The following is a 26980-nucleotide window of genomic DNA, read 5'->3' on the forward strand; positions in this document are numbered from 1 at the left end:
TCAGTCGCCGGTTACTCGCGGGCCGCCCGGTCGCCCCGTTCCGTGCGGTCGCCGTCGGTGCCCTGCGTCCCCTCGGCCTGGTCGGCAGAGTCAGCAGAGTCAGCAGAGTCAGCAGAGTCAGCAGAGTCAGCAGAGTCAGCAGCGTCGGCGGGGTCGCGACCCATGATCTTGTCCGCCACGGTGCGGTAGCCGGGGTGGTTCGGGTCGTCCGAGGTGTCGCTGTCGCGCCCGTCGGAGGTAGGGGTGGCCGAGTCCTCGGCCGCGATCACGCGGGTCGAGTCATCGGTCGCGGAGGAGTCGTCGTGCGCGTGCACACCGTCGTCCGACGCCTCACCCGACGCCGTGGCCCCGGTGCTCGCGTCATGGGTGGTCGCCGCGTCATCCCTGGTCGCCGCGTCAGCCGTCGTCGTGCCAGCGGCGGTGGGGTAGCCCGAGTCGGCAGGTGCATTCGCGGAGTGGCGAGCGGCGAAGTCATCGCCGGTCGCGCGGCGTTCGTCGTCGGCCTGGTCGACGTCGGCCCGGTCGGCGTCGTGGTCGTCGTCGTGGCTGGCGGTGACGCCCGCTCCGGCTCCGGCTCCGGCACCGGCAGCGGTGGCCGACCCGCCGGTGGCCGAGCTGCGAGCTGCGTGCTCCTGCTCCAGCCGGTCGCGCTCGTAGGCGCGGGCCCGCTCCTCGGCATCCTGCTGCCGGGTGGCGAACTCGCTCTCGCGCTCGCGGTCGCGCTCGGCCATCCGAGCCTCGAACTCCTCGTCCCGGACGCGGTCACGCTCGGCCAGGGCGCTCTGGTGCGACTCCTCGGCGCGGGCCCGCTCGTCGGCGCGGATGCTCTCCTCGATCTTGGCCTGGCGCTCGGCCTCCTTGGCCTCACGGGCAGGGCGACGTCGGCGCTTGGCGCTGCCGCGGATCATCGCGAGCCCGAGCCACAGGAGCAGCAGCACGGCTGCACCGGTGATGAGCAGGGCGAGCGGGGTCATTCCCCAGCTGTAGCCGGCGAACTCGAGATCGACGGGCGTGGTGAGTGAATCGGTGGTGAGGAACAGGATGACACCTGCTCCCACGGCGAGCAGGACGAGAATCAGGCCGAGCACGATCACGGAAGGAACCTCCGACGATGAGGGGTGCATGGTGCACCGTCCGCAGTCGACCCTAGCCGCTGGCCTGCGCGTTTGCCCGATTCGTCACCGTCGGAACCTCCCGCGGACCCGTGGGTGGCTCCGCACCGGAGGGCGGGTCCGGAACGCATGCAAGCACCGCCTGCAGCAGCCGGATCGCGCCCGTTTTGTCCAGCGGCTCGTTCCCGTTTCCGCACTTCGGCGACTGCACGCAGGCGGGGCAGCCGTTCTCGCAGCGGCAGGCGCTCACCGTCTCGAGCGTCGAGCGCAGCCACTCCTCGAAGGACTCGTAGGCCCGTTCGGCGAAGCCCGCCCCGCCCGGGTGGCCGTCGTAGACCATGATCGTGGGCAGTCCGGTGTCCGGGTGCAGCGCGGTCGACACGCCACCGATGTCCCACCGGTCGCAGGTCGCGACCAGCGGCAGCATGCCGATCCCCGCGTGCTCGGCCGCGTGTGCGGAGCCGGGGATGTCGACCTCCGGCACCCCGGCCGCCGCCAGCCACTCGACCGGCATGGTCCACCAGACCGCCCGCGTGTTGAGCGTGCGCTGGGGCAGGTCGAGCGGGTGGGTGCCGAGGACCTCACCGCTGGGCAGCCGCCGCAGGAACGACGTGACCTGGGTGTGCACGTGGACCGTGCCGAACGACGCCTGCACCGGCCCCCAGGCCACGCTGCGCTGCGCCCCGATGATGTCGAAGGCGCTGACCGACTGCGCGAACGTGCTCCAGCCGGGGTCGCCGCGCACCGCCGTCGCGGTGCCGTTCTCGAGGTCGAGCTCGGTCACCACGTAGGTGTCGCCCTGGTGGACGTGCACCGCACCGGTGTGGACCTGGGTGTGCGCGGACGCCTCGTCGATGGTGCCCAGGACCCGTCCGGTGCGTTGCTCGACGATGCCGACGACCTCACCGGCACCTCGCAACGACACGTGGTCGGAGGCCCGGTCGGTGCGCGCCCAGTACCAGCCGGTGGGCCGTCGACGCAGGATCCCGCGCGCCACGAGGGCCTCGACGAGGGAGCGGGCCTGGTCACCGAAGAGCGCGAGGTCGTCCTCCTTCAGCGGCAGCTCGGCCGCTGCGGCGGCCAGGTGTGGGCCGAGGACGTGGGGATTGTCGGGGTCGAGCACGGTGGCCTCGACCGGCTGCCCGAAGACCACCTCGGGGTGGTGCACGACGTAGGTGTCGAGCGGGTCGTCCGCGGCGACGAACACCGCCAGCGATCGCGTGCCGGCACGACCGGCGCGACCGGCCTGCTGCCAGAGCGAGGCGCGGGTGCCCGGCCAGCCGGCCAACAACACCGCGTCGAGACCGCTGATGTCGATGCCCAGCTCGAGGGCGTTGGTGGCCGCCAACCCAACGATCGACCCGGCCCGCAGCGAGCGTTCGAGCTCGCGGCGCTCCTCGGGCAGGTAACCGCCTCGGTATGCCGCGACGGCACCGGCCAGCCCCGGCGCCACCTCGGTGAGCGTGCGGCGGGCGCTGGTGGCCAGGGCCTCGACCCCCGCTCGGGACTTGGCGAAGGCCACCGTCTGCACGCGCCGGGTGACCAGGTCGGCCAGCAGGTCGGCGGCCTCGGACGTGGCCGAGCGACGACCGTCGCCCTCTCCGAGCGGGCCCGGCTCCCACATCGCGAAGGTCATCGCCTCGCGAGGCGAGCCGTCCTCGGTGACCGGCACGACCGGCATACCGACGAGGCGGGAGGCGTGCAGCCCGGGGTCACGCACGGTCGCGGAGGCGAGGATGAACGTGGGGTGTGCGCCGTAGCGGGCGCAGACCCGGCGCAGGCGCCGCAGCAGCGCGGCGAGGTGCGAGCCGAACACGCCGCGGTAGGTGTGGCACTCGTCGATGACGACGTAGCGCAGGGCCCGCAGGAACGGCGCCCACCGCTCGTGCAGGGGCAGCAGCGAGTGGTGGACGAGGTCGGGGTTGGTGAGGATGAGCTGGGCGTGGTCGCGGATCCAGCGGCGCTCCTCGGTGGCCGTGTCACCGTCGTAGGTCGCGGCCCGCACGCCCGGAACGGCCATCGCCTGCACCCGGGCCAGCTGGTCGGCCGCGAGCGCCTTGGTCGGAGACAGGTAGAGGGCAGTCGCGCCGCGGCCCGACGGGGCGGCCGACCCCTCCACGAGCGCCGACAGCACCGGCAGCAGGTAGCCCAGGCTCTTGCCCGACGCGGTGCCGGTCGCCATCACCACGTGGGACCCGTCGTGGGCGAGGTCGGCCGCCGCCCGCTGGTGCGACCAGAGCGTGGTCACGCCCGCACCGGCGCACGCGGCATACACACTCGGATCGACCCAGTCGGGCCACGGGACGAGCGCGGCAGCCCGGGCGGGCACCTCGTGGACGTGGAGCAGCCGCTCGCTCCTGGTCCCGGCCGCGAGGCCCGCCAGCGCCGCCACCGGGTCGAACGCGACGCGACGAGGCCCCGCGGAACCGGGTGGGGTGGGGCCGGAGGTGGACATTGCCGCTACCGTAATCCCGAGAGCAGACGGTCTCACCGCCTGCTCACCTGTGTACGCAAGTGAAAGGGCGGACGTGGACCTCTCGGTCTCCAGCAGTGAGCAGGGCGCGGTGACGATCGTCCACGTCGCGGGCGAGATCGACGTCTACACGGCCCCGTTGCTGCGCGAAGTCCTCGACAAGCAGGTGGCCGCGGGCCGCACCGACCTCGTGGTCGACCTCGAGAAGGTCACCTTCATGGACTCCACCGGTCTGGGCGTGCTCGTGGGCCGCCTCAAGCTGGTGCGCGGCCAGAACGGCACCCTGCGCATCGTGAGCGCCCAGGAGCGGATCCTCAAGGTCTTCAAGATCACCGGCCTGGACAAGGTGTTCCACATCTACCCCACGGTCGACGAGGCTGCAGCAGCGTCAAACGCTTGACGAATTCCGTGTGACGATCCTCACCCGGCGTCACAAACCCTGTGACGTGCATTACCCTCGCACGCAACGTCCCCTCTGCGGTGCGCCATCGTGGCGCGCCCGTGGGCGGTCCTGAATGTTTCCCCATCGAGGAGGATGGAATGCCGCGCCTCGCGCCTGCCGCCGCAGCTGCTGACCTGCAGCTGGACGGCACCAATCTCACCCTGGTCTATGTGGTGCTGGCCATCGCCATCATCGCGCTGGTCATGGGTGTGTTCTTCCGCCGGGAGGTCCTGGCGGCCGACCCCGGCACCGACAAGATGCAGGAGATCGGCGCTGCGGTCGAAGAGGGCGCCCAGGCCTACCTCGCTCGGCAGTTCAAGACGCTCGGCGTCTTCGTCGTGCTGGTCTTCGGTCTGCTCCTCCTGCTCCCGGCCGACACGGCCGAGGTCCGCTGGGGTCGGTCCGCCTTCTTCGTCGTCGGTGCGCTGTTCTCCGCCTCGATCGGCTACTTCGGCATGAGCCTGGCCGTCAAGGCCAACGTGCGCGTGGCGTCCGCCGCCCGCGGCGGTGACCGCGACCTCGGCATGCGGATCGCGTTCCGCACCGGTGGCACCGTCGGCATGGCGACCGTGGGCCTCGGCCTGCTCGGCGCCTCCGTCGTCGTCCTGCTCTACCAGGGCGACGCCCCGAAGGTGCTCGAGGGCTTCGGCTTCGGTGCCGCGCTGCTCGCCATGTTCATGCGTGTCGGTGGCGGCATCTTCACCAAGGCCGCCGACGTCGGCGCCGACCTCGTCGGCAAGGTCGAGGCCGGCATCCCCGAGGACGACCCGCGCAACGCCGCCACGATCGCCGACAACGTGGGCGACAACGTCGGCGACTGCGCCGGCATGGCCGCCGACCTCTTCGAGTCGTATGCCGTGATGCTGGTGGCCGCGCTGATCCTCGGCTCCGCCGCGTTCGGCGAGTACGGCCTGGTCTTCCCGCTGATCGTCCCGGCCATCGGTGCGGTGACCGCCCTGATCGGCGTCTTCATCACCCGGGTCAAGCCCGGTGAGAACGCCCTGTCCGCGATCAACCGCGGGTTCTACATCTCCGCCGGCATCGCGGCCGTCCTCTCGGGCGTCGCCGCCTACGTCTACCTGCCGGACACCTTCGCGGCCCTCAAGTCGACCGACGCGGGGATTGCCGCCCTGGGCGGAGACCCGCGCCGCGTCGCGGTGATGGCCGTGATCATCGGCATCGTGCTGGCGGCGGTCATCCTCTGGCTGACCGGCTACTTCACCGGCACCGACAAGCGCCCGACCAAGGACGTCGCCCGCACCTCCCTCACGGGGGCCGCGACGGTCGTCCTGTCAGGTATCGGCGTCGGCCTCGAGTCGGCGGTCTACACCGCGGTCATCATCGGTGCGGCCGTCTACGCCGCGTTCCTGCTCGGTGGCGGCTCGGTCATCCTGTCGCTCTTCCTCATCGCGCTCGCCGGCTGTGGCCTGCTGACCACGGTGGGCGTCATCGTGGCCATGGACACCTTCGGCCCGGTCTCCGACAACGCGCAGGGCATCGCCGAGATGTCCGGTGACGTCGACGGCGAGGGCGCGCAGATCCTCACCGACCTCGACGCGGTGGGCAACACCACCAAGGCGATCACCAAGGGCATCGCGATCGCGACGGCCGTCCTCGCGGCGACCGCGCTGTTCGGCTCCTACTCCGACGCCTGGAAGGCGAAGTTCGAGCCGATCATCCAGGCGCTGGCCAAGTCGACCGAGACCGACCTGGTGGCCAAGATCCAGAGCGGCGCGCTGACGCAGGAGGCCGCACAGGCGCAGTACACCGCGATCCTGCAGAAGGCCAACGCGCCGTTCGACCTGCAGATCGTCACGCCGAGCGTGCTGGTCGGCCTGCTGCTGGGTGCAGCGGTGGTCTTCCTGTTCTCCGGTCTGGCCATCAACGCGGTGACCCGCGCTGCCGGCGCCATCGTCTTCGAGGTGCGTCGCCAGTTCCGCGAGCACCCGGGGATCATGGACTACACCGAGAAGCCCGAGTACGGCCGCGTGGTCGACATCTGCACCAAGGACTCGCTGCGCGAGCTGGCGACTCCTGGTCTGCTGGCCGCGCTCACGCCGGTCGCCGTCGGCTTCGGCCTCGGCATCGGCCCGCTCGCCGGCTTCCTCGCCGGTGCGATCGGCACCGGCTGCCTCATGGCGGTGTTCCTCGCCAACTCCGGTGGTAGCTGGGACAACGCGAAGAAGATCGTCGAGGACGGCACCCACGGTGGCAAGGGCAGTGAGGCCCACGCCGCGACCGTCATCGGTGACACCGTCGGTGACCCGTTCAAGGACACCGCCGGCCCGGCCATCAACCCGCTGATCAAGGTCATGAACCTCGTCTCGGTGCTCATCGCCCCGGCGATCGTGACCCTGTCGATCGGTGGCGACAAGAACAACCTCGCCCGCTACGGCATCGCTGCCGCCGCGATCATCATCGTGATCGCCGCGGTCGCCGTCTCCAAGGCGCGTGACCTGGCCATCGGTGGCGACGAGGACGGCCAGAGCGTCGCTCGCGTGGACGCGGTTGCGCCCGACGCCGGTGAGGCCGAGACCGCCCCCGGTCAGGCTGTCGACGACGCGACCGACGTCATCGAGGAGCCCGTGAACCGCTAGCACCACGCGGCATACGCCAGGCGGGCCGGCTCACCCACACGGGTGAGCCGGCCCGCTCCGCGTTCCGGGGGTATGCCGCCTGCTCACCGTCGCGCGTAGGGTCACGCCATGGGCGAGCTGGGAACGATCGACACCGGACCGGTGACCACGGGGGCCGTCAACATCAGGCGGGTCACGCCGGACGACCTGCCCGACCTGCTGCCGTTGCTGCGGGACTACTGCACGTTCTACGAGAGCGCCCCGGCGGATGACGAGCTGCGGGCCATGGCGACCGCGTTCCTCGACGAGGGGTCGGGCGGCACACAGCTGATCGCCCGCGACGCCTCGGGGCAGGTCCTCGGCCACGCCACCGTGCTCTCGAGCTGGGACACCACCCTCGGTCAGCGGCTCGCCGTGATGGAGGACCTCTTCGTCGCCGAGGCGGCCCGGGGCCGGGGCGTGGGTGCGGCGCTCATCGAGGCGTGCCGGCAGCTGGCGGCCGAGCGGGGCGTCCAGCTGCTGGCCTGGGAGACCGCGCCGGACAACGCCACGGCCCAGCGTCTCTACGACGGGCTGGCCGAGCGGGCCGGGACGTGGTTGGCCTATCGCCTGCCCACCGGGGTCCCGGCGACCTAGGCTGGAGCCATGCAGAGTCCGCTCTTTGACCAGACCAACCTCGAAGTCCAGGCGCAGCAGCGGTTCGCGCTGCAGAACCCCCAGATGCTCCGCGTCCACCTCGGCGGCGACGTGCTGGCCGTCAAGGGCGCGATGGTCTCCTACCAGGGCCAGATCCGCTTCGACCACGAGAAGGCCGGCAGCGTCAGCAAGCTGTTCAAGAAGGTCGTCACGGGCGAGGACGTCTCGCTGATGCGGGTCTCGGGCGAGGGCGACGTCTTCTTCGCGTCCGAGGCCGGGTTCGTCTTCCTCATCGAGCTGACCGGTGATGCCCTGAGCGTGAACGCCCGCAACCTGCTCGCCTTCGACTCCACCATCGAGTGGGACATCAAGCGGGTGCAGGGCGCCGGAATGCTCAGCGGCGGCCTGTTCAACACGACCCTCCAGGGCACCGGCACGGCCGCGATCCACACCGTCGGCCAGCCGGTGATCCTCGACTGCAGCCAGCAGCCCACCTACGTCGACGTGCAGGCCTGCGTGGGCTGGTCGGCCAACCTCGTCCCCCAGGTGGTCTCGAGCATGAACATCCGGTCGATGCTCCGCGGCGGCTCGGGCGAGGCCTTCCAGTACGCCTTCTCCGGCCCCGGGTTCGTCATCGTCCAGCCGAGCGAGTGGACCCCGCCGGCCGCGGGTGGCAGTGGCGGTGGGGGTGGCGGCTTCAACCTCGGCGGCCTGCTCGACGGATGAGCACCCCGACGCCGGCAGCCGAGCCCGAGCTCGTCGCCCGCCTGCGGGCTGACCTGACGGCAGCTGCCTACACGGTCGACGCGGTGGGCGCGCTCCTCGGACCCCTGGCCGCGGCGGCCCTGGCTCGCGAGCAGGTGATCCCGGCCCAGCGGGTGACGGCCGGCGCCGACGGCGCGCTGGCCACGCTGGTGCGGCTCTTCGGACTCGGCGATGCGGTCGACACCGAGGAGGCGGCGGCCGCGCTGCCGACCCTCGGCCTCGATGGCGCCAGCGCGCTGCGGCTCGTGCGCGAGCAAGGGCCCGGTGTCGTCGCGACCTGTGACCTGCGTCCGTACGGCGAGGAGGGCCATTCCTGGTGGGTCGCCTCCGACCTCACCGAGCTCGCCACTCGCGCGCCCCTGCGCGAGGACCACGTCCTCGGCATCGGCGGCGCCTCGACCACGCTGGCGTCGTGGACGCCGCGACCCGCGGTCGAGCGAGCCCTCGACGTCGGCACCGGATGCGGCGTCCAGGCGCTCCACCTCGGGTCCCACGCCACGCAGGTCACGGTCACCGACATCTCGACGCGCGCGCTCGAGTTCGCCCGGTTCAACGCGGTCCTCAACGGACTCGACTGGCACGTCGTCGAGGGCTCGATGCTGGATCCCGTTGCAGGACAACGGTTCGGGCTGATCGTGAGCAACCCGCCCTTCGTCATCACGCCACGCAGCCCCGACGTCCCGCTCTTCGAGTACCGCGACGGCGGGCAGTCGGGCGACAGCATCGTCGCCGACCTCGTGCGGTCGATCGGCGCCCACCTCGAGCCGGGTGGGGTGGCCCAGTTCCTCGGCAACTGGGAGGTCGTCGGCGACCGCGACTGGCGCGAGCGGGTACGCGGTTGGGTGGCCGGCACCGGCCTCGACGCCTGGATCGTGCAGCGCGACGTGCAGGACCCTGCCGAGTACGCCGAGACCTGGTCGCGCGACGGCGGTCACCACAGCGCCACGACCGAGTTCGCGACGATGTATGCCGCGTGGCTCGACGACTTCGCCTCGCGCGGCGTGAGCGCGATCGGGTTCGGGGTCATCACGCTCCAGAAGCCGATGGGGGCGCGGGAGCCCTTCGTCGACCTCACCGAGGCCACCGGGCCGGTGACGGCGCCGATGGGTCCGCACGTGCTCTCGGGACTGCGCGCCCGCACCTGGCTCGCCGAGCACGACGACGCCGAGCTGCTCGCGGTGGCCTGGCGGTGTGCTGACGACGTGGTGGAGGAGCGGCACGGCCGACCGGGTGACGAGGAGCCAGGGGTGATCCAGCTGCGCCAGGGCGTGGGCCTCGGTCGCGTGGTCCGGCTCGACACGGTCGGCGCCGCACTCGTCAGCGTGTGCGACGGGTCGCTGCCCGCCGGGGTGGCCCTCGACGCGATCGCGGAGCTGCTCGGCGAGGACGCGGCTGCGGTCCGCGGCTCGGCCGTTCCGCTGCTCCGGGGGTTGGTGGCCGACGGCCTGCTCGTCTGACGGCGAACCGAGTGAGTGAGGTCCGGGACATCTGTCATCCGCGGGGGCGTTTGTGCAGGTGGAAAACACAGTTGTGAGTGAGTGCTCACTCACTCATACTGATTCCCATGTCACCTCGCGCTCCCGCGATGGCCCCCGACGACCGCCGGGCCTCGATCATCGCCGCCACGATCCCGTTGCTGCGGGACAAGGGTCGGGGCATCAGCACGAAAGAGATCGCCAAGGCGGCGGGCATCGCCGAGGGCACGATCTTCCGGGTGTTCGACAGCAAGGACGAGATCATCCACGCCTGCGTCCACGAGGCGTTCGACACCGCCGCCGTGAAGGCGGAGCTGGCGGCCGTGGACCGCGACCTGCCGTTGCGCGAGCGCCTGGCCGCCGCAGTCACCGTGATGCAGACCCACCTCCAGGGGATCTTCGCGCTGATGAGCGTGCTGCAGTCGTCCGGCCAGCCACTGCACCGCCCCATGGACGCCAAGGCGCTGCGCCGTCGCCAGGAGGGGACGGCCGAGCTCGACCAGGCCTTCACCGACCTCATCGGTGACGACGCGGCGCTGCTGCGGATCCCGGTGCTCAACTTCATCGGCTACCTGCGCATGCTCACGCTCTCCAGCGTCCACCCGATGCTCGACGGTCAGGACTCGACGGCCTCCGAGCTGGTTGACGTCGTGCTCGAGGGCGCGCTCGCCCGCCCTGTCACACCACACACCGCGCCAGGCACCGCACCACGCTCGGCACCACGCTCGTCACCACGCTCCACGCCGCGCTCCACGAGGGGGAAGAACTAGTGCTCATCCGGATCATCCGCGACTACCTCAGGCCGTACCGCGGCCTGGTCGCCGTGCTCGTCGGGCTCCAGCTCATCGGCACGATGGCCTCGCTCTACCTGCCCAGCCTGAACGGCAAGATCATCGACGAGGGCGTGGCCAAGGGAGACACCGGCTACATCGTTCGCACCGGGGGCTGGATGCTCGCGGTCTCGCTCGTGCAGATCGTCGCCACCGTCGCGGCCACCTACCTCGGCGCCAAGTCGGCCGCCGGACTGGGCCGTGACCTGCGGGCCGGCATCTTCGCCCGGGTCGGCGACTTCTCGGCGCAGGAGGTCTCCCGGTTCGGCGCCCCCACCCTGATCTCCCGCAACACCAACGACGTCACCCAGGTGCAGACGGTCGTCTTCATGGGCGCGGCGATGATGGTGTCGGCCCCGATCATGATGGTCGGCGGCATCATCATGGCGCTGCGCGAGGATGTCGGGCTGTCCTGGCTGGTGGCCGTCGCCGTGCCTGCGCTGGCCCTGTCGGTCGCGCTGGTGATCCGCAAGATGATCCCGCAGTTCCGGCTCATGCAGGAGTCGGTCGACTGGGTGAACCGCGTTCTGCGGGAACAGATCACCGGTATCCGCGTCGTGCGGGCGTTCGTGCGCGAGGAGCACGAGCAGGCCCGCTTCGGCGAGGCCAACACCCAGTACACCGGCACAGCGCTGGCCGTCGGCCGGCTGATGGCGATGATCTTCCCGATCGTCATGCTGATCTTCAACGCCTCGACCGTGGCCGTGCTCTGGTTCGGCTCGCACCGCGTCGAGAACGGCCAGATGCAGATCGGTGAGCTCACGGCGTTCATGAGCTACCTCATGCAGATCCTCATGTCGGTCATGATGGCGACCTTCATGTCGATGATGATCCCGCGCGCGACCGTCTCCGCCGGACGCATCACCGAGGTCCTCGACACCGACTCCACCGTCGTCCAGCCGACCGCTCCCGTGCTGATCCCCCGCACCGGCACCACGGTGGAGCTGCGCGACGTCGAGTTCTGCTACCCCGGCGCCGACGTGCCTGTCCTGCAAGGGGTTTCGATGACCGCCGAGCCTGGCCGGACAACGGCCATCATCGGCAGCACGGGTGCCGGCAAGTCCACCCTCGTGTCCCTCATCCCTCGCCTCTACGACGTGACCGGCGGCTCGGTGCGCCTCGGCGGTGTGGACGTGCGCGATGCGGCCCTCGAGGACGTCTGGTCGCGCATCGGGCTCGTGCCACAGAAGCCCTACCTGTTCACCGGCACCGTCGCGTCGAACCTCAGGTACGGCGACTCGGGCGCGACCGACGACGAGCTCTGGGACGCCTTGCGGATCGCCCAGGCCGAGGACTTCGTGCGAGCCATGCCGCAGGGCCTCGACTCGCCGATCGCCCAGGGTGGCACCAACGTCTCGGGCGGCCAGCGCCAACGGCTCGCCATCGCCCGAGCCCTGGTGGCCAAGCCAGAGGTGTTCCTCTTCGACGACAGCTTCTCGGCCCTGGACCTGTCCACCGACGCGAGGCTCCGGTCCGCGCTGCGGCCGGTCACGCGGTATACCGCCGTCATCGTGGTGGCCCAACGGGTCTCGACGATCATCGACGCCGACCACATCGTCGTGCTCGACGACGGCAAGGTGGTCGGCGCAGGCCGCCACGACGAGCTGCTCGAGACGTGTCCGACGTATGTCGAGATCGTCGAGTCGCAGCGATCTGCAGAGGAGGCCGCGGCATGAGCGCCGAAGGTGTGAAGACCGAGGAGGAGAAGGCGGCGGAAGCGCGCCGGGGGCCGGGTGCGAACGCCGGTCAGCGGCGCGGCCCGATGTCGCTGGGCATGCCCACCGAGAAGTCGCAGAACTTCGGCCCGTCAGCCAAGCGGTTGCTCTCGCTGCTCCAGCCCGAGCGGGCGTCGCTGTATGCCGTGCTGGCACTGGCCGTCGGCAGCGTCGCCCTCAACGCAGTGGGGCCGAAGATCCTGGGGCGGGCGACCGACCTGATCTTCGCGGGGTTCGTCGGCAAGCAGCTGCCGTCCACCGCGACGCGTGCCCAGGTCGTCGAGGGGCTGCGGGCCCAAGGGCAGGACAAGCAGGCCGACCTGATCGCGAGGATGGACGACCTCAGGCCCGGGTTCGGCATCGACTTCGGTGCAGTGGGGCGGGTGCTGCTCTTCGTGCTCGCGCTCTATGCCGTCGCGAGCGTGCTGTCGTGGGCGATGGGCTGGATCCTCACCGGGGCCGTCAACCGCACCATCTTCAACCTGCGCCGCGACGTCGAGGACAAGCTCAACCGGCTGCCGCTGCCCTACTTCGACAACCAGCCGCGCGGTGAGCTCCTGAGCCGTGTCACCAACGACATCGACAACGTCGCGCAGAGCATGCAGCAGACGCTGAGCCAGATGCTCACGTCGTTGCTGACCGTCGTCGCGATGGTGGCGATGATGCTCTACATCTCGCCCCTCCTGGCGCTGATCGCGCTCGTCACGATCCCGATCTCGATGTTCGTCACCGCGGCCATCGGCAAGCGGTCGCAGAAACACTTCGTGCAGCAGTGGAAGAGCACGGGTGAGCTCAACGGCATCGTCGAGGAGACCTTCACGGGCCACCAGCTGGTCAAGGTCTTCGGTCGCGAGGACGAGGTGCGCGCCTCGTTCAAGGCGAAGAACGACGACCTGTTCGACGCCGGCTTCGGCGCGCAGTTCATCAGCGGCATCATCATGCCGACGATGATGTTCATCGGGAACCTCAACTACGTCGTCATCGCGGTCGTCGGTGGACTGCGGGTGGCCAGCGGGTCGATGAGCCTCGGTGACGTGCAGGCGTTCATCCAGTACTCCCGCCAGTTCACGCAGCCGCTCACGCAGGTGGCCTCGATGGCAAACCTGCTCCAGTCCGGGGTGGCCTCGGCCGAGCGGGTCTTCGACGTGCTCGACGCGCCGGAGCAACGTGCTGACGCCGTCGCCCCGACTGCGCTCGGCGACCCGCACGGGCTGGTGAAGTTCGAGGACGTGTCCTTCTCCTACGACCCCGAGAAGCCGCTGATCCAGCACCTCGACCTCAGCGTCGAGCCGGGACAGACCGTCGCGATCGTCGGGCCGACCGGGGCCGGCAAGACGACCCTGGTCAACCTGATCATGCGGTTCTACGAGCTCGACGCGGGACGGATCACCCTCGACGGGGTCGACATCACCGACCTGACGCGGCACAACCTGCGCAGCGAGATCGGCATGGTGCTGCAGGACACCTGGCTGTTCGGCGGCACGATCCGCGACAACATCGCCTACGGCCGGCCGGGTGCGAGCGAGGTCGAGGTCCTCGCCGCGGCGAAGGCCACCTACGTCGACCGGTTCGTGCACTCGCTGCCCGACGGTTACGACACGGTGCTCGACGCCGAGGGCGGCAACATCAGCGCGGGCGAGAAGCAGCTCATCACCATCGCGCGGGCCTTCCTGTCAGACCCCGCGCTGCTGATCCTCGACGAGGCCACCAGCTCGGTCGACACCCGCACCGAGCTGTTGGTGCAGCAGGCGATGTCGGCGCTGCGCCACGACCGGACGAGCTTCGTGATCGCCCACCGGCTGTCGACGATCCGCGATGCCGACGTCATCCTCGTGATGCGCGACGGCCAGATCGTCGAGCAGGGTTCGCACGAGCAGCTCCTCGCCAGCGGTGGCGCCTACGCCGAGCTCTACGCCGCACAGTTCAGCGGCGCGGCGGTCGACGTCGACACCGGCGAGGCCCCCGCGCCCGACCTGGCCGGCGCCAAGGTCTGATCCAAGCGTCGCCCGGGGATGCCAAGGGCGCGCGATCCTGCGCCCTTGGCATCCCTGCGGTCTGACGGCCGGCCGAATGCCGTGGCTGGCGCTCCGGCGGGTGCTACCCGTGCTGTACTGCAATGACAGTCCTCGTCCTGTTCACCATCGGAGCGGTCAAGCAGCTAAGGGCGGAACGAGCACGCGCGCCGGAATCGCACGCGCATCAGTAGCGCAGACCCACGTTGAACCGTTCTCAGCTGCTGTCGTCGAGGGACATGCCGTGGCGGATGGCTGACTGGAGGACGTCGACGTCGATGTCGGCGAGGCGCTTGAACCTGATGCAGTAGCCCGTGACGCTCGCCCTGCCGATCGAGTCGCCGTAGGTGCGCTTGAGGAAGGCCTTGTCGTCGAGGCCGAGCACGTAGACCGAGATGCCAGCGGTGTTGGCGCTCAAGCCGATTCGATAGAACTCGCGCGAGGAGCCATCGGCGTAGGTGATCAGGTAGGCGCGCCGTAGCCGACGTTCGGGTTGGCCACGACCTTGCCTTCGTCGTTGGTGCCGTCGGTGAACCACAACCGGCACGTCGGAAACTCGGCCAGCACCCGAGCGTGCAGCTGCCGGAGGTCGGACTGCTTGGCGTCGGGTTGGCTGGCGAGGTACGCCTCGACCTGCTCAGCGATCTCCATCTCGAGCCAGATGCTAGCAACGCGACGACGGCCCGGAGCCGGGGCGGAGCGACCCGCGGTCGGGAGGCGACGCCGGCCCGGGTGCCGATTCGCGGCATACGCCCTAGGTTGGCCTGAGGTCCGTCGACGTACCCCAGGAGTCGCTCGTGAACGCCTTAGCCCCCTTCGTCCTCCCCGCTGCCGAACCTCTCATCGACGCCAACTGGCTCGACTACACGTTCGTCGCGATCTACTTCGCGTTCGTGCTGGGCATCGGCGTCATGGCCCGACGGTCGGTCTCCGACTCGATCGACTTCTTCCTGTCGGGGCGTTCGCTGCCCGCGTGGGTGACCGGACTCGCGTTCATCTCGGCCAACCTGGGTGCCGTCGAGATCATGGGCATGTCGGCCAACGGTGCCGAGATCGGCCTGCCGACGGTGCACTACTTCTGGGTCGGTGCGATCCCCGCCATGCTCTTCCTCGGCGTCGTGATGATGCCGTTCTACTACGGCTCCAAGGTGCGGTCGGTGCCGGAGTTCATGTTCCGCCGGTTCGGCAAGGGGGCCCACCTGGTCAACGCGATCAGCTTCGCCTTCGCCCAGCTGCTCATCGCGGGGGTGAACCTCTACCTGCTCGGCTCCATCGTGCACGCCCTGCTCGGTTGGCCGCTCTGGGTCGCGCTCATCGTGGCCGCGGCGATCGTGTTGTCCTACATCACCCTCGGCGGCCTGTCGGCGGCGATCTACAACGAGGTCCTGCAGTTCTTCGTCATCGTCGCCTCGCTCCTGCCGCTGACCCTCATCGGCCTGCACCGGGTGGGTGGCTACGGCGGCCTCAAGGACAAGATCGAGGCCTTCGCCAGTTCCGCACCGGCCGACGCGAAGGTGGCACCGGCGGCGCAGCAGCTCGAGTCCTGGCCCGGCCAGGCCCTGTCGGGCTTCGACTCCCCGTTCTGGTCGGTCGTGGGCATCGTCTTCGGCCTCGGCTTCGTGCTGTCCTTCGGCTACTGGACGACGAACTTCGTCGAGGTGCAGCGGGCGATGGCTTCGAAGTCGATCTCGGCGGCCCGCAAGACCCCGATCATCGGCGCCTTCCCCAAGATGTTCGTGCCGTTCCTCGTCATCTTCCCCGGCATGGTCTCGGCGGTGCTGGTCAAGGAGATGATCGACCTCAAGGGTGGGGGCAGCCCGCCGGGAGGTGCCTCCGGCGAAGGGGTGAAGTACAACGACGCCCTCCTCCTGCTGATGCGCGACATCCTGCCGAACGGGCTCCTGGGGCTGGCCATCGCTGGTCTCCTGGCCGCGTTCATGGCCGGCATGGCGGCGAACATCTCGGCCTTCAACACCGTGTTCAGCTATGACCTGTGGCAGCGCTACATCCGCAAGGACCACAGCGACGACTACTACCTGCGCATCGGCCGGCTGGCCACGGTGGCGGCGACCCTCATCGCCATCTTCACGGCCACGCTGGCGAGCAGCTTCTCGAACATCATGGACTACCTCCAGACGCTGTTCGGGTTCTTCAACGCGCCCCTGTTCGCGACCTTCATCCTCGGCATGTTCTGGAAGCGGATGACGGCCACCGCCGGTTGGGTGGGCCTGTCCAGCGGCACCCTCTCGGCGGTCCTCGTGGCCTTCCTCTCCGAGGACGCGTTCGGCTCGGCGAGCCAGGGAGTCATCCCCCTCTCGGGGCAGGGGGCGAGCTTCGTCGCGGCCTCGACCGCCTTCGTCGTCGACATCGTCCTCAGCGTCGTGGTCAGCCTGGTCACCCAACCGAAGCCGGCCTCCGAGCTCAAGGGTCTCGTCTACTCCGAGACGCCCAGGGAGGACCTCGTCGACCCCGAGGAAGCCGCCATGCCGTGGTACCAGCGCACCATTCCCCTCGCGGGCATCGCGCTGGTCATGGTCCTCGTCCTCAACTTCGCGTTCTAAGGGAGGCTGCAGATGTCCGACAAGAAGACCGACACCTCGACCAAGTCATCGGGTGGCCACACCGCTGGCGCCTTCGACATCCGCAACATCATCGGTGCCCTGCTCGGCATCTACGGCGTCCTGCTTCTCCTCGCGGGACTCTTCATGGACACCGAGGAGGCCAAGACCGGCGGCGTCAACGCCAACCTCTGGACCGGTCTCGCCCTCGCAGTCGCTGGCGCGGTCTTCCTCCTCTGGGCGCGGCTCAAGCCGATCATCGTCCCGCCCGACGTGGAGCGCGTCGACGACGACCCGACTCGCCCGGCCCCGCGTCGCCGCCCCGGCGGCCACTGAGCTGCTCAGCCACGACCACGACCACGACTGACACGACCGACAGGTATGCCGCGTGGTCACCACCCGGCGCCATCTCATGCAAAAGGCGAGTTAGCGCCGCGATCGGGCGGCGCTAACTCGCCTTTTGCATGGGTGAGCGACTCAGCTCGCCTTTTGCATGGGTGAGCGACTCAGGGATTGGCTGCCGGTGAAAGCGAGGACGGCCGCTGCGGCCACGCCGAGGGCACCCCCGCACACCCACATGAGCCGCGGGCTCAGCTCGAAGAGCGCTCCGGCCAGGGGCGGGGCGAGGACGGTGCCGCCGATGGAGGCCGCGCCGTAGAGGCTCTGGTAGCGACCGTGCATCCCCTCGGGCGCGCGGTCTGACGCGTGCGCAGTGGCCGTCGGCTTGTAGAGCATCTCGCCCGCGGTGACGACGGCCACGGCGACGAGGACCAGCATGATGCCGGGGGACGGCGCGACGACCAGCCAGCCGACACCGACGAGCAGGAAGCCGAGGGCGATGAGGCGTTCGGGGGCACGGTCGCGAAGCCGGTGCGCCAGCCACGGCTCGAACAGCACGATGAGCGCGCAGTTGAGCGAGATGGTCGTGCCGTAGATCCAGGGAGCGGCGCCGAGGGCGTCGAGCTGCCAGGGCACGGCCGAGTAGGCGAAGCGGTAGGCCGTGTCGGCGGCGACGACCGTGAGCAGGAGCAGGACGAAGCGCGGGTCCTGGCGCAGTGCCGCGAGCAGCCGGGTGGGGGTGCCGTCGGGCAGCGGGACGCGGGCGGCGGTCGGCACGACGAACAGCACGACGCCCAGCATGATCAGGCTCGCGGCCGCGTCGATGACGAAGATCGCGCCGAAGTGGTGCACGGCCAGCAGGCCTCCGAGCGGTGGGCCGAGGACGGTGCCGGCGTTGTTGACCGCCCGCATCCACGCGGTGGCCTGGCGGCGGTGCTCGGTCGGCAGGGCGCTCGTGACGAGGGCGAACGACACGGGACGGCCGATGCCGCCGAGAGCACCCATGAGAGCTAACACGACGGGCAGCGCGGGAGTGGGCGTCAGGGGTACCAGCAGACAGCCGACTGCCGAGGCGAGCGAGGCCAGCGCCAGCGTCGGACGCAGGCCGAAGCGGTCGCCGACCGACCCGCCGGCAAGGTTGCCAGCGATCATGCCCAGGCCCCACACTGCCGCGACGGACCCTGCGGCGCCCGCGCTCAGGCCGCGGTCGGAGACCAGGTAGAGCGGGATGAAGACCCAGGCCATCGAGCCCAGGGCGTTGACGAACCGTCCGACGAGCAGCCACCGGACCCAGCCTGGGAGGTCCCTCACGCCAGCGTCACCGCGGGACCGCGGGCCGCCACGCCACCCGTCATCACATCGCCACTCGTCACCACATCGCCTCGAGCTCGGACCTTCCCAGCGCCGGCGGGTCGTACCGAGGCTGGTAGAGCGTCATGGTGCCCGCGCCGGGGACGACGAGCTGCACCGTGGTGCCCCACGACTCCTCGGTCACGCCACCCTCGAACTCCGCGCCGCGTTCCTCGAGCTCGGCCATGGTCGACTCGAGGTCGTCGCACACCAGCGACAGGTCGAACCGCTGGTCGGTGCTACCGGAGTTGCCCGGTCCGTGGTCCCACGCCGAGGGGTGGACCCCGAGCTCGCTCGGGCCGGTGCGGAAGATGAGCCAGCCGCGGCCGATGTCGGTGGCGGGGAAACGGAGCACGTCGCGGAAGAAGTCGCGGGCTGCAGCCGCGTCGTGCGCGTAGACCAGGGTGTGCAGGGCAGTGATCATGGGACCACGGTAGAAGCCCGGCGGCGCTCCAGCCCGTCGAGCACGACGTCGAGCCCGAACTCGAACTCCGTCTGGTCGTCGCACCACCCGAGCGTCGACCCGGGGTCGTCATGGGCCACCTCGCCGAGCATCTCGACCAGGTGGGGGATCTGGCCGGCCATCGCCGCGAGCATCTCCTCGGAGGCGTCGCCGGCCGCGGCGTCACCGGGGTCGAAGAGCTCCTGTGAGAAGCCGATGACGCGGCTGCCGAGGGCGTGTAGGGAGTGGTGCGCGAGGTCGTGGCTGAACCCGCCCGCGCGCAGGATGCCCACGACGCCGTCGTAGTAGCGGACGATGTCGAGGTTCATCGTGGTGCGGGTCTCGAGGACCCCCGGGGACCACCGGTGCGCGAGCATCACCTCGCGGGCGGCCAGGGCCCGGGCCCGCAGCGCGCCACGCCAGTCGGTCGCCGGGTCGGGGGAGGCGAGCGACGCCACGGCGGCGACGATCTCGGTGGCCACCTGCTCCACCATCGCGTCGAGCAGGGCCTCCTTGCCGGCGACGTGGTTGTAGAGCGACATCGCCTCGACGCCCAGCTCCTGCCCGATCCGGCGCATCGAGACCGCCGAGATGCCCTCCGCGTCAGCCACGTCGACCGCGGCGCGCTGGATGCGCTCGCGACTGAGCGGCAGGCGGGGGGTCCCCTTCTCGGTGCCAGGGGCGAGGGTGTCGGTCAAGGCTGCCTCCGGGTCGACTGCGTGGCTGTCACGAATGCTAGCTCTCGGCCGTTGACAGACTTACGCCGTAGGGCTAACTTACACCGTATATTTACACCGTAAGTTCGACTTGAGCCTGGGAGCCACCATGACCGACCTCGACCACACCCTCTCCTCGGTCGCCGCGCCGCGCGCAGCCGCTGAGCCGGCCCCGCGGCATACCCGTCCGACACCCAGGACGATGCGCGCGGCGGTGCACGAGCGCTACGGCAGTCCCGAGGACGTGGTGACGCTGCGCACCGTGCCCGTGCCGGAGGTCGGGCCCGACGACGTGCTCGTCCGGGTCGGGGCCGCCTCGGTGAATGCCCTCGACTGGCACTACGTCACCGGGCTGCCGATGTTCGCGCGCCCCACCCTGGGCCTGCGTCGACCCAAGCGGCAGGTGCCGGGGGCCGACGTCGCTGGCGTCGTCGAGGCGGTCGGGTCGGCGGTCACGCGGTTCCAGCCGGGCGACCGGGTCTTCGGCGAGGTGTCGGGCGGAGCGTTCGCCGAGTTCGTCGTGGCGCCGGCCGACTGGTTGGTGCCGGTGCCCGAGGGGATGGAGATCGAGACGGCGGCCACCATCGGCGTCGCTGCCGAGACCGCGCTGCAGGGCCTGCGCGACTGGGGCCAGCTGAAGGCGGGGCAGCGGGTGCTGGTGAACGGCGCCTCGGGTGGCGTCGGCAGCTTCGCGGTCCAGCTCGCCAAGGCACTGGGGGCCTCTCACGTGACGGCCGTGTGCAGCACCGGCAACGTCGAGGCAGCCCGTCGAGCCGGCGCCGACAGGGTCATCGACTACACCCGCGACGACCTCCGGGAGCTGGGCGAGACGTTCGACGTGTTCTTCGACAACGCCGGCAGCCTGACCCTCCGGGAGAGCCGTCGCCTGGTCTCCGCCGAGGGCAGCTACGTCATGGTCACGTCGCCGAAGTCGAAGTGGCTGCACCCGCTGCCGCGGTTGCTCAGGGTGCCGATCTACTTCGCGTTCGGCAGCCAGCGGGCCCCGGCCTTCAAGGTCGCCGCGCGCAACACGGACGACCTCGAGCTCGTGGCCGACTTCGTGGCGCGCGGGCTGGTGACCCCCGTCATGGACCGACGGTGGGCCCTCGCGGACGCGCCGGAGGCGCTGCGGGTGCAGGGCGAGTTCCACACCAAGGGGAAGTCCGTCGTCATCCCCTGAGGCAGGGTTCGGGTCAGGCGAACTGCCAGGAGCGCTTGCTGAGCCCGAACCAGAAGCCGTCGATGACGCTCGTGTTGTCCAGGCTGCCGGACTCGTATGCCGCGCCGAGACTCACGTACAACGGCGCCCAGTGCTCGGTGCGCGGGTGAGCCTCACGGGCGGCAGGGGCCTTCTGCATGAAGTCGAGGATGGCGTCGACGTCCTGGCGCTCGAGCGCCTCGGCGGCCCAGTTGTCGAACTCGGACGAGGCCGCGGGGGGCGTGCCGTCAGGGCCACCGGCCGGGTTGAACCACCGCAGGTTGTGCGTGGTGAAGCCCGAACCGACGATCAGGGTGCCCTGGTCGCGCAGGGGAGCGAGCTTGCGGCCGAGGTCGAACAGCGCCCGCGGGTCGAGGGTCGGCATCGACATCTGGAGGACCGGGATGTCGGCCTCCGGGTACATCTCCACGAGCGGCACGTAGGCGCCGTGGTCGAGGCCACGGGTCTCGTCCCGCTGGACCGGTGTGTCGGTGGAGTGCACGAGCTTCGCGACGTCGGCGGCGAGCTCAGGCGCGCCCGGGGCGGCATACGTCACCTCGTAGTAGTGCCGCGGGAAGCCGTAGAAGTCGTAGACGAGGGGGACGTCGCCGGTCGTCGCGGACAGCGACAGCGGCGCCTCCTCCCAGTGCGCTGAGACCATCAGGATGTTCGCCGGCTTGGCGAACTGCGTCGACCACGTCGAGAGCTGGTCGGTCCACACCGGGTCGTCGGCCAGCGGGGGTGCGCCGTGGCTGAGGTAGAGGACCGGCTGGCGGGTGGTGGTCGTGGTCTCGCTCATGGGGGAATCATACCGGACATTACTTGAACCTTCAACTAAAACTCGGTAGGAACTCGTCACATCGACTTCCTCAAGGCGTCCCGACAGGAGGAGCCGCAGGAGGCGGCTGATTCGGACCGGGGAAGTGTCATGACACGCAACAGACTTTGCCCGTGCGTAGCCATTATCGTCCTCGTCGGAGTGCTTGGGAGCGTGCCCCAAGTCGCATGGGGGTCTCCTGCCCCGTCGGGAGGCCGGGGTGGGCAAGGCGAAGTTGGCAAAGGAGGTCAACACGATCGCGGAGCGACCTGGGGACGCGAAGGGTCAGAAGGAGCCGGCCACGAGGGGGATGTTGCGGCTGCCTCTGTGTGGGAATGCACCGGCCACGCGAATACGCCGGGAATCGTGGTGGACTCCTCGCACAGGAACTGGATTTCGTATTCGGCCTTCCAGAACTGCGTCGGGACTTTTGACGTCCAGCAGGTATGCGTCGAGCTCCAGGAGAAGGACTACTTCGGCAATTTCTACAATCGGACGAACTATGAGTGCTCAGTGCAAACGGTGATGCCGCAGGCGTTCAAGGGGAGGTCTGTGCTTTGTTCGCAGGCCGAGCACGGCACATTTCGAAGTGCCGCGTACGGGTTGGCATGGCCGGACGGTGTGCGCTGGCAGTCGGTCACTCGTTACTCCTACAGCGCGACGCTCTGCTGATGGCCCCGTCGCATCACACGTGGTCGATGGGTCCCGGGGGTGGGGGTCAGTTCGTGAGGGAGGACGTCACGGTGCGGGCCACGTACCTGCTCACTGGTGCGGCCACCGGGGCTCCGCGCACGGTCACGTACTGGCGACTCGGGCGGTGGCTGCGCGTTGAGCAGGCCGGGCAGGTGCTGTGGCTCGATGGTCCTGAGGGTCTGTTCGGGCAACTCGGGGGCGGCTCGTTGACGCCCATTGAGCCGGATGCGGTGTTCCGCCATCCGGCGCAGGAAGCCGACTCTCTCGAGTCCGCAGACCACGCAGCCGCGTGGCTCGACGTCCTTGGTGACCCAGCCTTGCGCACCCTAGAGGCCCATCCGATCCTTGGCGTCGTTTGCTTCGTGAGCACGTGGCCGAAGCTCAACCTCCGCATCGTCGCGGACGCGGACACCGGGTGCGTCCTCGATCTGTCCGCGGACGGTCTGCGGGGCCCGGTGACCATTCGCACGACGGCTTTCGACCTCCTGCCTCCCGACCTGAGCCTGTTCGACACGCCGACGAGGTGACCGGCCGAACCGCGGGCGGTGTGACGCGAACTTGACGCGCTCGGCTACCGTCATCGGCGATGCCGTGTCCATGCAGCGACGAATCCGCTGCACATGGGGTCAGGAACTGAGGTTGAACCATGAGTGAGGGGCGCAAGCTCGTCATCGTCGAGTCGCCTGCCAAGGCGAAGACGATCGGCGGCTACCTGGGCAAGGACTGGGACGTCGAGGCGTCGGTCGGGCACATCCGCGACATCCCGACCCCGTCGGAGATGCCCGCCGACATCAAGAAGGGCCCGTTCGGCCGGTTCGGCGTCGACGTCGACAACGGCTTCGAGGCCTACTACGTCGTGGACGCCGACAAGAAGAAGAAGGTCTCCGAGCTCAAGCGGCTGCTCAAGGGTGCCGACGAGCTCTACCTCGCCACTGATGAGGACCGCGAGGGCGAGGCCATCGCGTGGCACCTGCTCGAGGTGCTCCAGCCCAAGGTGCCGGTCAAGCGGATGGTCTTTCACGAGATCACCAAGGAAGCGATCCAGCGGGCCGCGAACACCACCCGCGACCTCGACGTCGCGATGGTCGACGCGCAGGAGACCCGCCGCATCCTCGACCGCCTCTACGGCTACGAGGTCAGCCCGGTCCTGTGGCGCAAGGTCAAGGCCGGCCTGTCCGCCGGTCGCGTGCAGTCGGTCGCGACCCGCATGGTCGTCGAGCGCGAGCGCGAGCGGATGGCGTTCGTCCGGGCGTCCTACTGGGACGTCGAGGGCGACTTCACGCCCGACGGCACGTCCAACCAGTTCGGAGCCCGGCTGAGCGCGGTCGACAGCCTTCGCGTCGCCACCGGCCGCGACTTCGCCGACGACGGCATGCTCAAGTCCAAGAATGTCGTCCACCTCGACGAAGAGACCGCGAACTCCATTGCGCGACAGGTGATCTCGGCCCAGGTCAAGGTCACCAGCGTTCAGGAGAAGCCCTACACACGGCGCCCCTCCGCCCCGTTCACGACGAGCACCCTCCAGCAGGAGGCGTCGCGCAAGCTGCGGCTCTCGTCCAAGAACGCGATGCGAGTCGCGCAGCGGCTCTACGAGAACGGCTACATCACCTACATGCGTACCGACAGCACCACGCTGTCGGAGGCCGCCCTCACCGCCGCACGCCAGCAGGCCCGTGACCTGTATGGCGCGGAGTACGTCCCCGACGCCCCTCGCCGCTACGAGAAGAAGGTCAAGAACGCCCAGGAGGCGCACGAGGCCATCCGTCCCGCGGGCGACCGGTTCCGCACCCCGGCGCAGGTCGCTGGCGAGCTGCGCGGCGACGAGTTCGCGCTCTACGAGCTGATCTGGAAGCGCACCGTCGCCTCGCAGATGGCCGATGCCCGCGGGTCGACGGCCACGGTCAAGCTCGGCGGCACCCTCGAGGACGGCCGGGTGGTCGAGTTCAGCGCGTCCGGCACGGTCATCACGTTCCGCGGGTTCCTCGCGGCCTACGAGGAGGGCCGCGACGAGGAGCAGATCAGCCGCGCCCAGGAGGCCGACGAGGAGCGCCGGCTGCCCAAGCTCAGCGAGGGCGTGGACATCACCACGCTGCGCGCCGACGCCGACGGCCACGAGACCTCACCGCCGCCGCGCTACACCGAGGCGACCTTGGTGAAGGCCATGGAGGAGAAGGGGATCGGTCGTCCCTCCACCTATGCCAGCACGGTCGGCACGATCCAGGACCGCGGCTACGTCAACACCCGCGGCAACGCCCTCATCCCCACCTGGCTGGCGTTCGCCGTAACCCGGCTGCTGGAGGAGCACTTCAGCGAGCTGGTGGACTACGACTTCACCGCCTCGATGGAGGAGGACCTCGACCGGATCGCCGGGGGAGACGAGCAGCGGGCCGCATGGCTCCAGCGCTTCTACTTCGGTGATGGACTCGGCACCGGCGCCGCCACCGGGTCGCCTGGTGGCCTGCCCAACATCGGCCGCTCCGGCCAGGGCCTCAAGCACCTCGTCGAGGACCTCGGCGAGATCGACGCCCGCGAGATCTCCACCATCCCGATCGGTGAGGGCATCGTCGTGCGCGTGGGCCGCTACGGCCCCTACGTCGAGGAGACCGTCCCGCAGGGCGTCGACCTGTCGACCGGTGAGATGCGCGACGACGCCTCCACCACGCCACGCCGCGCGACGATCAACGACGACATCGCCCCCGACGAGATGACCCCCGCCAAGGCCCGCGAGCTGCTCGAGCAGTCCGCGGACGACGGCAAGGTGCTCGGGCAGGACCCCGCCAACGGGCGCGACATCGTGGCCAAGGCCGGTCGCTACGGCCCCTACGTCACCGAGGTGCTCGACGAAGAGACCGCGGCGCTCAAGGGCAAGGCCAAGGTCAAGCCGCGCACCGCGAGCCTGTTCAAGGACATGGACCTCGCGACCATGGACCTCGACACCGCCCTCAAGCTGCTCAGCCTGCCCCGGGTCGTCGGCATGTCGACCGAGGAGGACGGCACCGCGGTCGAGATCACCGCGCAGAACGGTCGCTACGGCCCCTACCTCAAGAAGGGCACCGACTCGCGCTCGCTGACCACCGAGCAGCAGCTCTTCGACATCACCCTCGAGGAGGCCCTGGCGATCTACGCCCAGCCCAAGCAGCGCGGTCGTGCCTCCACGGCTCCCCTCAAGGAGCTCGGCAACGACCCCGTGTCGGGTCGGCCGATGGTGGTCAAGGACGGTCGCTTCGGGCCCTACGTCACGGATGGCGAGACGAACTCGACGCTGCGCAAGGGCGACGACCCTGAGGCGATCACCCCGGAGCGGGGCGCCGAGCTGCTCGCCGAGAAGCGGGCCAAGGGCCCCACCACGCGCAAGCGGGCGGCCAAGAAGACGACGACCAAGAAGGCCGCCACCAAGAAGACGGCTGCGAAGAAGACGGCCAAGAAGGCCGCGACGAAGAAGGCGTAGCCGGATGCCGATCGACCCCACCACGGCCCGCGCACTGGACCTGCGCCTGGCCACCGAGCAGTCGCAGAGCCGGCTGCCCTCGGTGGCGGCAGGCCTGGTCCGCGACGGCGGGCTGGTGTGGTCGGGTGCGGTCGGCACCCTCTCCGGTCGGGTCGACGGCGAGCCGTCGAGCACCGACACGCAGTACCGCATGGGCTCGATCACCAAGACCTTCGTCGGGGTGGAGGTCCTGCGCCTGCGTGACGAGGGGCGCTTGGAGCTGAACGACCGGATCGACTCCCTCCTCCCCGAGACCGCCGATGCCGAGTTCGCAGCGGTCACCGTCGCGCAGCTCCTCTCGCACTCGTCGGGCCTCCAGGCCGAGACGTCGGGTCCGTGGTGGGAGCGGGTCGAAGGCGGCAGCTGGAGCGACCTGTTGGCGAGCCGGCCGCGCCTGCGCTTCCGTCCCGGCGCGCGGTTCCACTACTCCAACCTCGGGTATGCCGTGCTGGGCGAGCTCGTGGGGCGCCTCCGGGGTGTGTCGTGGCAGGACGCCGTGACCGCGAACCTGCTCCAGCCGCTCGGCATGTCACGCACGACGACCCGGCCGGTCGCCCCGGCGGCACCCGGCTGGGGGGTGCACCCGATGGCGGACCTGCTCCACGTCGAGCCCGAGCACGACGCCGGGGCGATGGCCCCGGCCGGGCAGCTGTGGTCGACGGTCGAGGACCTGGCGCGCTGGGCCACCTTCCTGGCCGGCGACACGGCCGGGCTGCTCGACGCGGCCACGCTCGAAGAGATGTGCCTGCCGCTCGTCGTCAGCGACGTGCCCGAGCAGGCCTGGACCGGGGCGCACGGCCTCGGCTGGCAGGTCTGGAACGTCGATGGCGTCCGCTTCGCCGGACACGGGGGTTCGATGCCGGGCTTCCTGGCCGGGCTGCGGGTCAACCTGTCCACCGGCGACGGTTTCGTCGTCTTCGCGAACGCGACCTCGGGCATGGGCCCGCTCGGCCCCGACCTGCTGGACCTGCTCGCCGCGGAGCCGCGCCCGGTGCGGCCCTGGCACGCGGACGCCGACCACGCGTCCGCGCTCGACCTCGTGGGCGACTGGTACTGGGGCACGACCGGCTACGACGTGAGGCTCGCCGCCGATGGCCACCTCGTGCTGGGTGAGCCCGGCAAGCTCCGGGGCACGCGGCTGCGCCCGACCGAGACCGGCTGGGTGGGTCTCGACGGCTACTTCGAGGGTGAGCCGCTCACCGTCGTGCGTGACGCCGACGGTCGCCCGGGCCACCTCGACCTGGGGTCCTTCCGGCTGAGCCGGACGCCCTACGACCCGGCCGCAGACATCCCGGGCGAGGTCCATCCCGACGGCTGGCACTGAACCACCCGGCATACCCTCGC

23 protein-coding genes are annotated in these 26980 nt (G+C 70.0%); 15 read left to right on the forward strand and 8 right to left on the reverse strand.

Going from position 1 to position 26980, the window contains the following annotated elements:
• Nucleotides 1–11: 11 nt before the first annotated feature.
• Nucleotides 12–1094 carry a hypothetical protein gene (locus tag ACXJKD_RS18545; protein WP_457256301.1) on the reverse strand — a complete coding sequence of 361 codons (1083 nt, stop codon included), beginning with the start codon at nt 1092–1094 and terminating at the stop codon, nt 12–14.
• A gap of 52 nt (nt 1095–1146) precedes the next feature.
• Nucleotides 1147–3567 (reverse strand): DEAD/DEAH box helicase, encoded by a 2421-nt coding sequence (locus tag ACXJKD_RS18550; RefSeq protein ID WP_457256303.1) that lies wholly within the window; start codon nt 3565–3567, stop codon nt 1147–1149.
• A 73-nt stretch (nt 3568–3640) separates the two neighbouring features.
• On the opposite strand from ACXJKD_RS18550, the gene ACXJKD_RS18555 reads away from it, so the two are divergent.
• From ACXJKD_RS18555 to ACXJKD_RS18590, 8 genes are all read left to right on the forward strand, one after another.
• Complete coding sequence (locus ACXJKD_RS18555) at nt 3641–3985, forward strand: anti-sigma factor antagonist (RefSeq protein WP_056921833.1); 345 nt, start codon at nt 3641–3643, stop codon at nt 3983–3985.
• Nucleotides 3986–4125: 140 nt separating this feature from the next.
• Entirely contained in the window at nt 4126–6624 is a 2499-nt protein-coding gene (locus ACXJKD_RS18560) for a sodium-translocating pyrophosphatase (RefSeq protein ID WP_457256305.1), read from the forward strand.
• A 108-nt stretch (nt 6625–6732) separates the two neighbouring features.
• Nucleotides 6733–7239 carry an N-acetyltransferase family protein gene (locus ACXJKD_RS18565; protein ID WP_457256307.1) on the forward strand — a complete coding sequence of 169 codons (507 nt, stop codon included), beginning with the start codon at nt 6733–6735 and terminating at the stop codon, nt 7237–7239.
• Nucleotides 7240–7248: 9 nt separating this feature from the next.
• Nucleotides 7249–7965, forward strand: coding sequence for an AIM24 family protein (locus ACXJKD_RS18570; protein WP_457256308.1), 717 nt, complete (start codon nt 7249–7251; stop codon nt 7963–7965).
• Nucleotides 7962–9461: a DUF7059 domain-containing protein gene (locus ACXJKD_RS18575; RefSeq protein ID WP_457256309.1), complete on the forward strand. Its 1500-nt coding sequence runs from the start codon at nt 7962–7964 to the stop codon at nt 9459–9461. The genes ACXJKD_RS18570 and ACXJKD_RS18575 overlap by 4 nt, the downstream gene beginning before the upstream one ends.
• Before the next feature lie 107 nt (nt 9462–9568).
• Nucleotides 9569–10249: a TetR/AcrR family transcriptional regulator gene (locus ACXJKD_RS18580; protein ID WP_457256311.1), complete on the forward strand. Its 681-nt coding sequence runs from the start codon at nt 9569–9571 to the stop codon at nt 10247–10249.
• Nucleotides 10249–11985 (forward strand): ABC transporter ATP-binding protein, encoded by a 1737-nt coding sequence (locus ACXJKD_RS18585; protein WP_457256313.1) that lies wholly within the window; start codon nt 10249–10251, stop codon nt 11983–11985. Before ACXJKD_RS18580 ends, ACXJKD_RS18585 begins: the two co-directional genes overlap by 1 nt.
• The gene (locus ACXJKD_RS18590) at nt 11982–14018 is read left to right on the forward strand and encodes an ABC transporter ATP-binding protein (protein ID WP_457256315.1); all 2037 of its coding nucleotides are present in this window, start codon (nt 11982–11984) and stop codon (nt 14016–14018) included. Before ACXJKD_RS18585 ends, ACXJKD_RS18590 begins: the two co-directional genes overlap by 4 nt.
• A 235-nt stretch (nt 14019–14253) precedes the next feature.
• On the opposite strand, the gene ACXJKD_RS18595 is transcribed toward ACXJKD_RS18590, so the two are convergent.
• On the reverse strand, nt 14254–14454 hold the full coding sequence (locus tag ACXJKD_RS18595) for a hypothetical protein (RefSeq protein WP_457256317.1): 201 nt from the start codon (nt 14452–14454) through the stop codon (nt 14254–14256).
• Nucleotides 14455–14498: 44 nt separating this feature from the next.
• Nucleotides 14499–14687: a hypothetical protein gene (locus ACXJKD_RS18600; RefSeq protein ID WP_457256319.1), complete on the reverse strand. Its 189-nt coding sequence runs from the start codon at nt 14685–14687 to the stop codon at nt 14499–14501.
• 146 nt (nt 14688–14833) lie between these two features.
• Here ACXJKD_RS18600 and ACXJKD_RS18605 point away from each other — a divergent pair, with 146 nt between their 5' ends.
• Together ACXJKD_RS18605 and ACXJKD_RS18610 are read left to right on the forward strand one after the other, a co-directional pair.
• On the forward strand, nt 14834–16597 hold the full coding sequence (locus ACXJKD_RS18605) for a sodium:solute symporter family protein (RefSeq protein WP_457256320.1): 1764 nt from the start codon (nt 14834–14836) through the stop codon (nt 16595–16597).
• Between the two features lie 12 nt (nt 16598–16609).
• A complete protein-coding gene (locus ACXJKD_RS18610) occupies nt 16610–16930 on the forward strand; it encodes a hypothetical protein (RefSeq protein ID WP_457256321.1) in 321 nt (106 codons plus the stop codon).
• 141 nt (nt 16931–17071) lie between these two features.
• Here the strand turns inward: ACXJKD_RS18610 and ACXJKD_RS18615 are convergent, their stop codons facing one another.
• Genes ACXJKD_RS18615 through ACXJKD_RS18625 form a run of 3 tightly spaced genes read right to left on the reverse strand, consistent with a single transcriptional unit; the run spans nt 17072 to nt 19423 of the window.
• Nucleotides 17072–18244, reverse strand: a complete 1173-nt coding sequence (locus tag ACXJKD_RS18615) for an MFS transporter (protein ID WP_457256322.1) — start codon at nt 18242–18244, stop codon at nt 17072–17074.
• Between the two features lie 58 nt (nt 18245–18302).
• Nucleotides 18303–18707: a VOC family protein gene (locus ACXJKD_RS18620; protein ID WP_457256324.1), complete on the reverse strand. Its 405-nt coding sequence runs from the start codon at nt 18705–18707 to the stop codon at nt 18303–18305.
• Nucleotides 18704–19423: a TetR/AcrR family transcriptional regulator gene (locus ACXJKD_RS18625; protein ID WP_457256325.1), complete on the reverse strand. Its 720-nt coding sequence runs from the start codon at nt 19421–19423 to the stop codon at nt 18704–18706. The genes ACXJKD_RS18620 and ACXJKD_RS18625 overlap by 4 nt, the downstream gene beginning before the upstream one ends.
• 127 nt (nt 19424–19550) lie before the next feature.
• Between ACXJKD_RS18625 and ACXJKD_RS18630 the strand changes: the two genes are divergently transcribed.
• A complete protein-coding gene (locus ACXJKD_RS18630) occupies nt 19551–20621 on the forward strand; it encodes an NAD(P)-dependent alcohol dehydrogenase (protein WP_457256326.1) in 1071 nt (356 codons plus the stop codon).
• Nucleotides 20622–20634: 13 nt separating this feature from the next.
• On the opposite strand, the gene ACXJKD_RS18635 is transcribed toward ACXJKD_RS18630, so the two are convergent.
• Nucleotides 20635–21438 (reverse strand): dioxygenase family protein, encoded by an 804-nt coding sequence (locus ACXJKD_RS18635; protein ID WP_457256327.1) that lies wholly within the window; start codon nt 21436–21438, stop codon nt 20635–20637.
• 384 nt (nt 21439–21822) lie between these two features.
• On the opposite strand from ACXJKD_RS18635, the gene ACXJKD_RS18640 reads away from it, so the two are divergent.
• The 4 genes from ACXJKD_RS18640 (at nt 21823) to ACXJKD_RS18655 (ending at nt 26960) form a co-directional block, all read left to right on the forward strand.
• On the forward strand, nt 21823–22128 hold the full coding sequence (locus tag ACXJKD_RS18640; RefSeq protein ID WP_457256329.1) for a hypothetical protein: 306 nt from the start codon (nt 21823–21825) through the stop codon (nt 22126–22128).
• Between the two features lie 53 nt (nt 22129–22181).
• Nucleotides 22182–22676, forward strand: a complete 495-nt coding sequence (locus ACXJKD_RS18645) for a hypothetical protein (protein ID WP_457256331.1) — start codon at nt 22182–22184, stop codon at nt 22674–22676.
• A gap of 119 nt (nt 22677–22795) precedes the next feature.
• Nucleotides 22796–25597, forward strand: a complete 2802-nt coding sequence (gene topA, locus ACXJKD_RS18650) for a type I DNA topoisomerase (protein ID WP_457256332.1) — start codon at nt 22796–22798, stop codon at nt 25595–25597.
• 4 nt (nt 25598–25601) lie between these two features.
• Nucleotides 25602–26960: a serine hydrolase domain-containing protein gene (locus tag ACXJKD_RS18655; protein ID WP_457256334.1), complete on the forward strand. Its 1359-nt coding sequence runs from the start codon at nt 25602–25604 to the stop codon at nt 26958–26960.
• Nucleotides 26961–26980 lie beyond the last annotated feature (20 nt).

The organism is Pedococcus sp. P5_B7 (assembly GCF_054049895.1).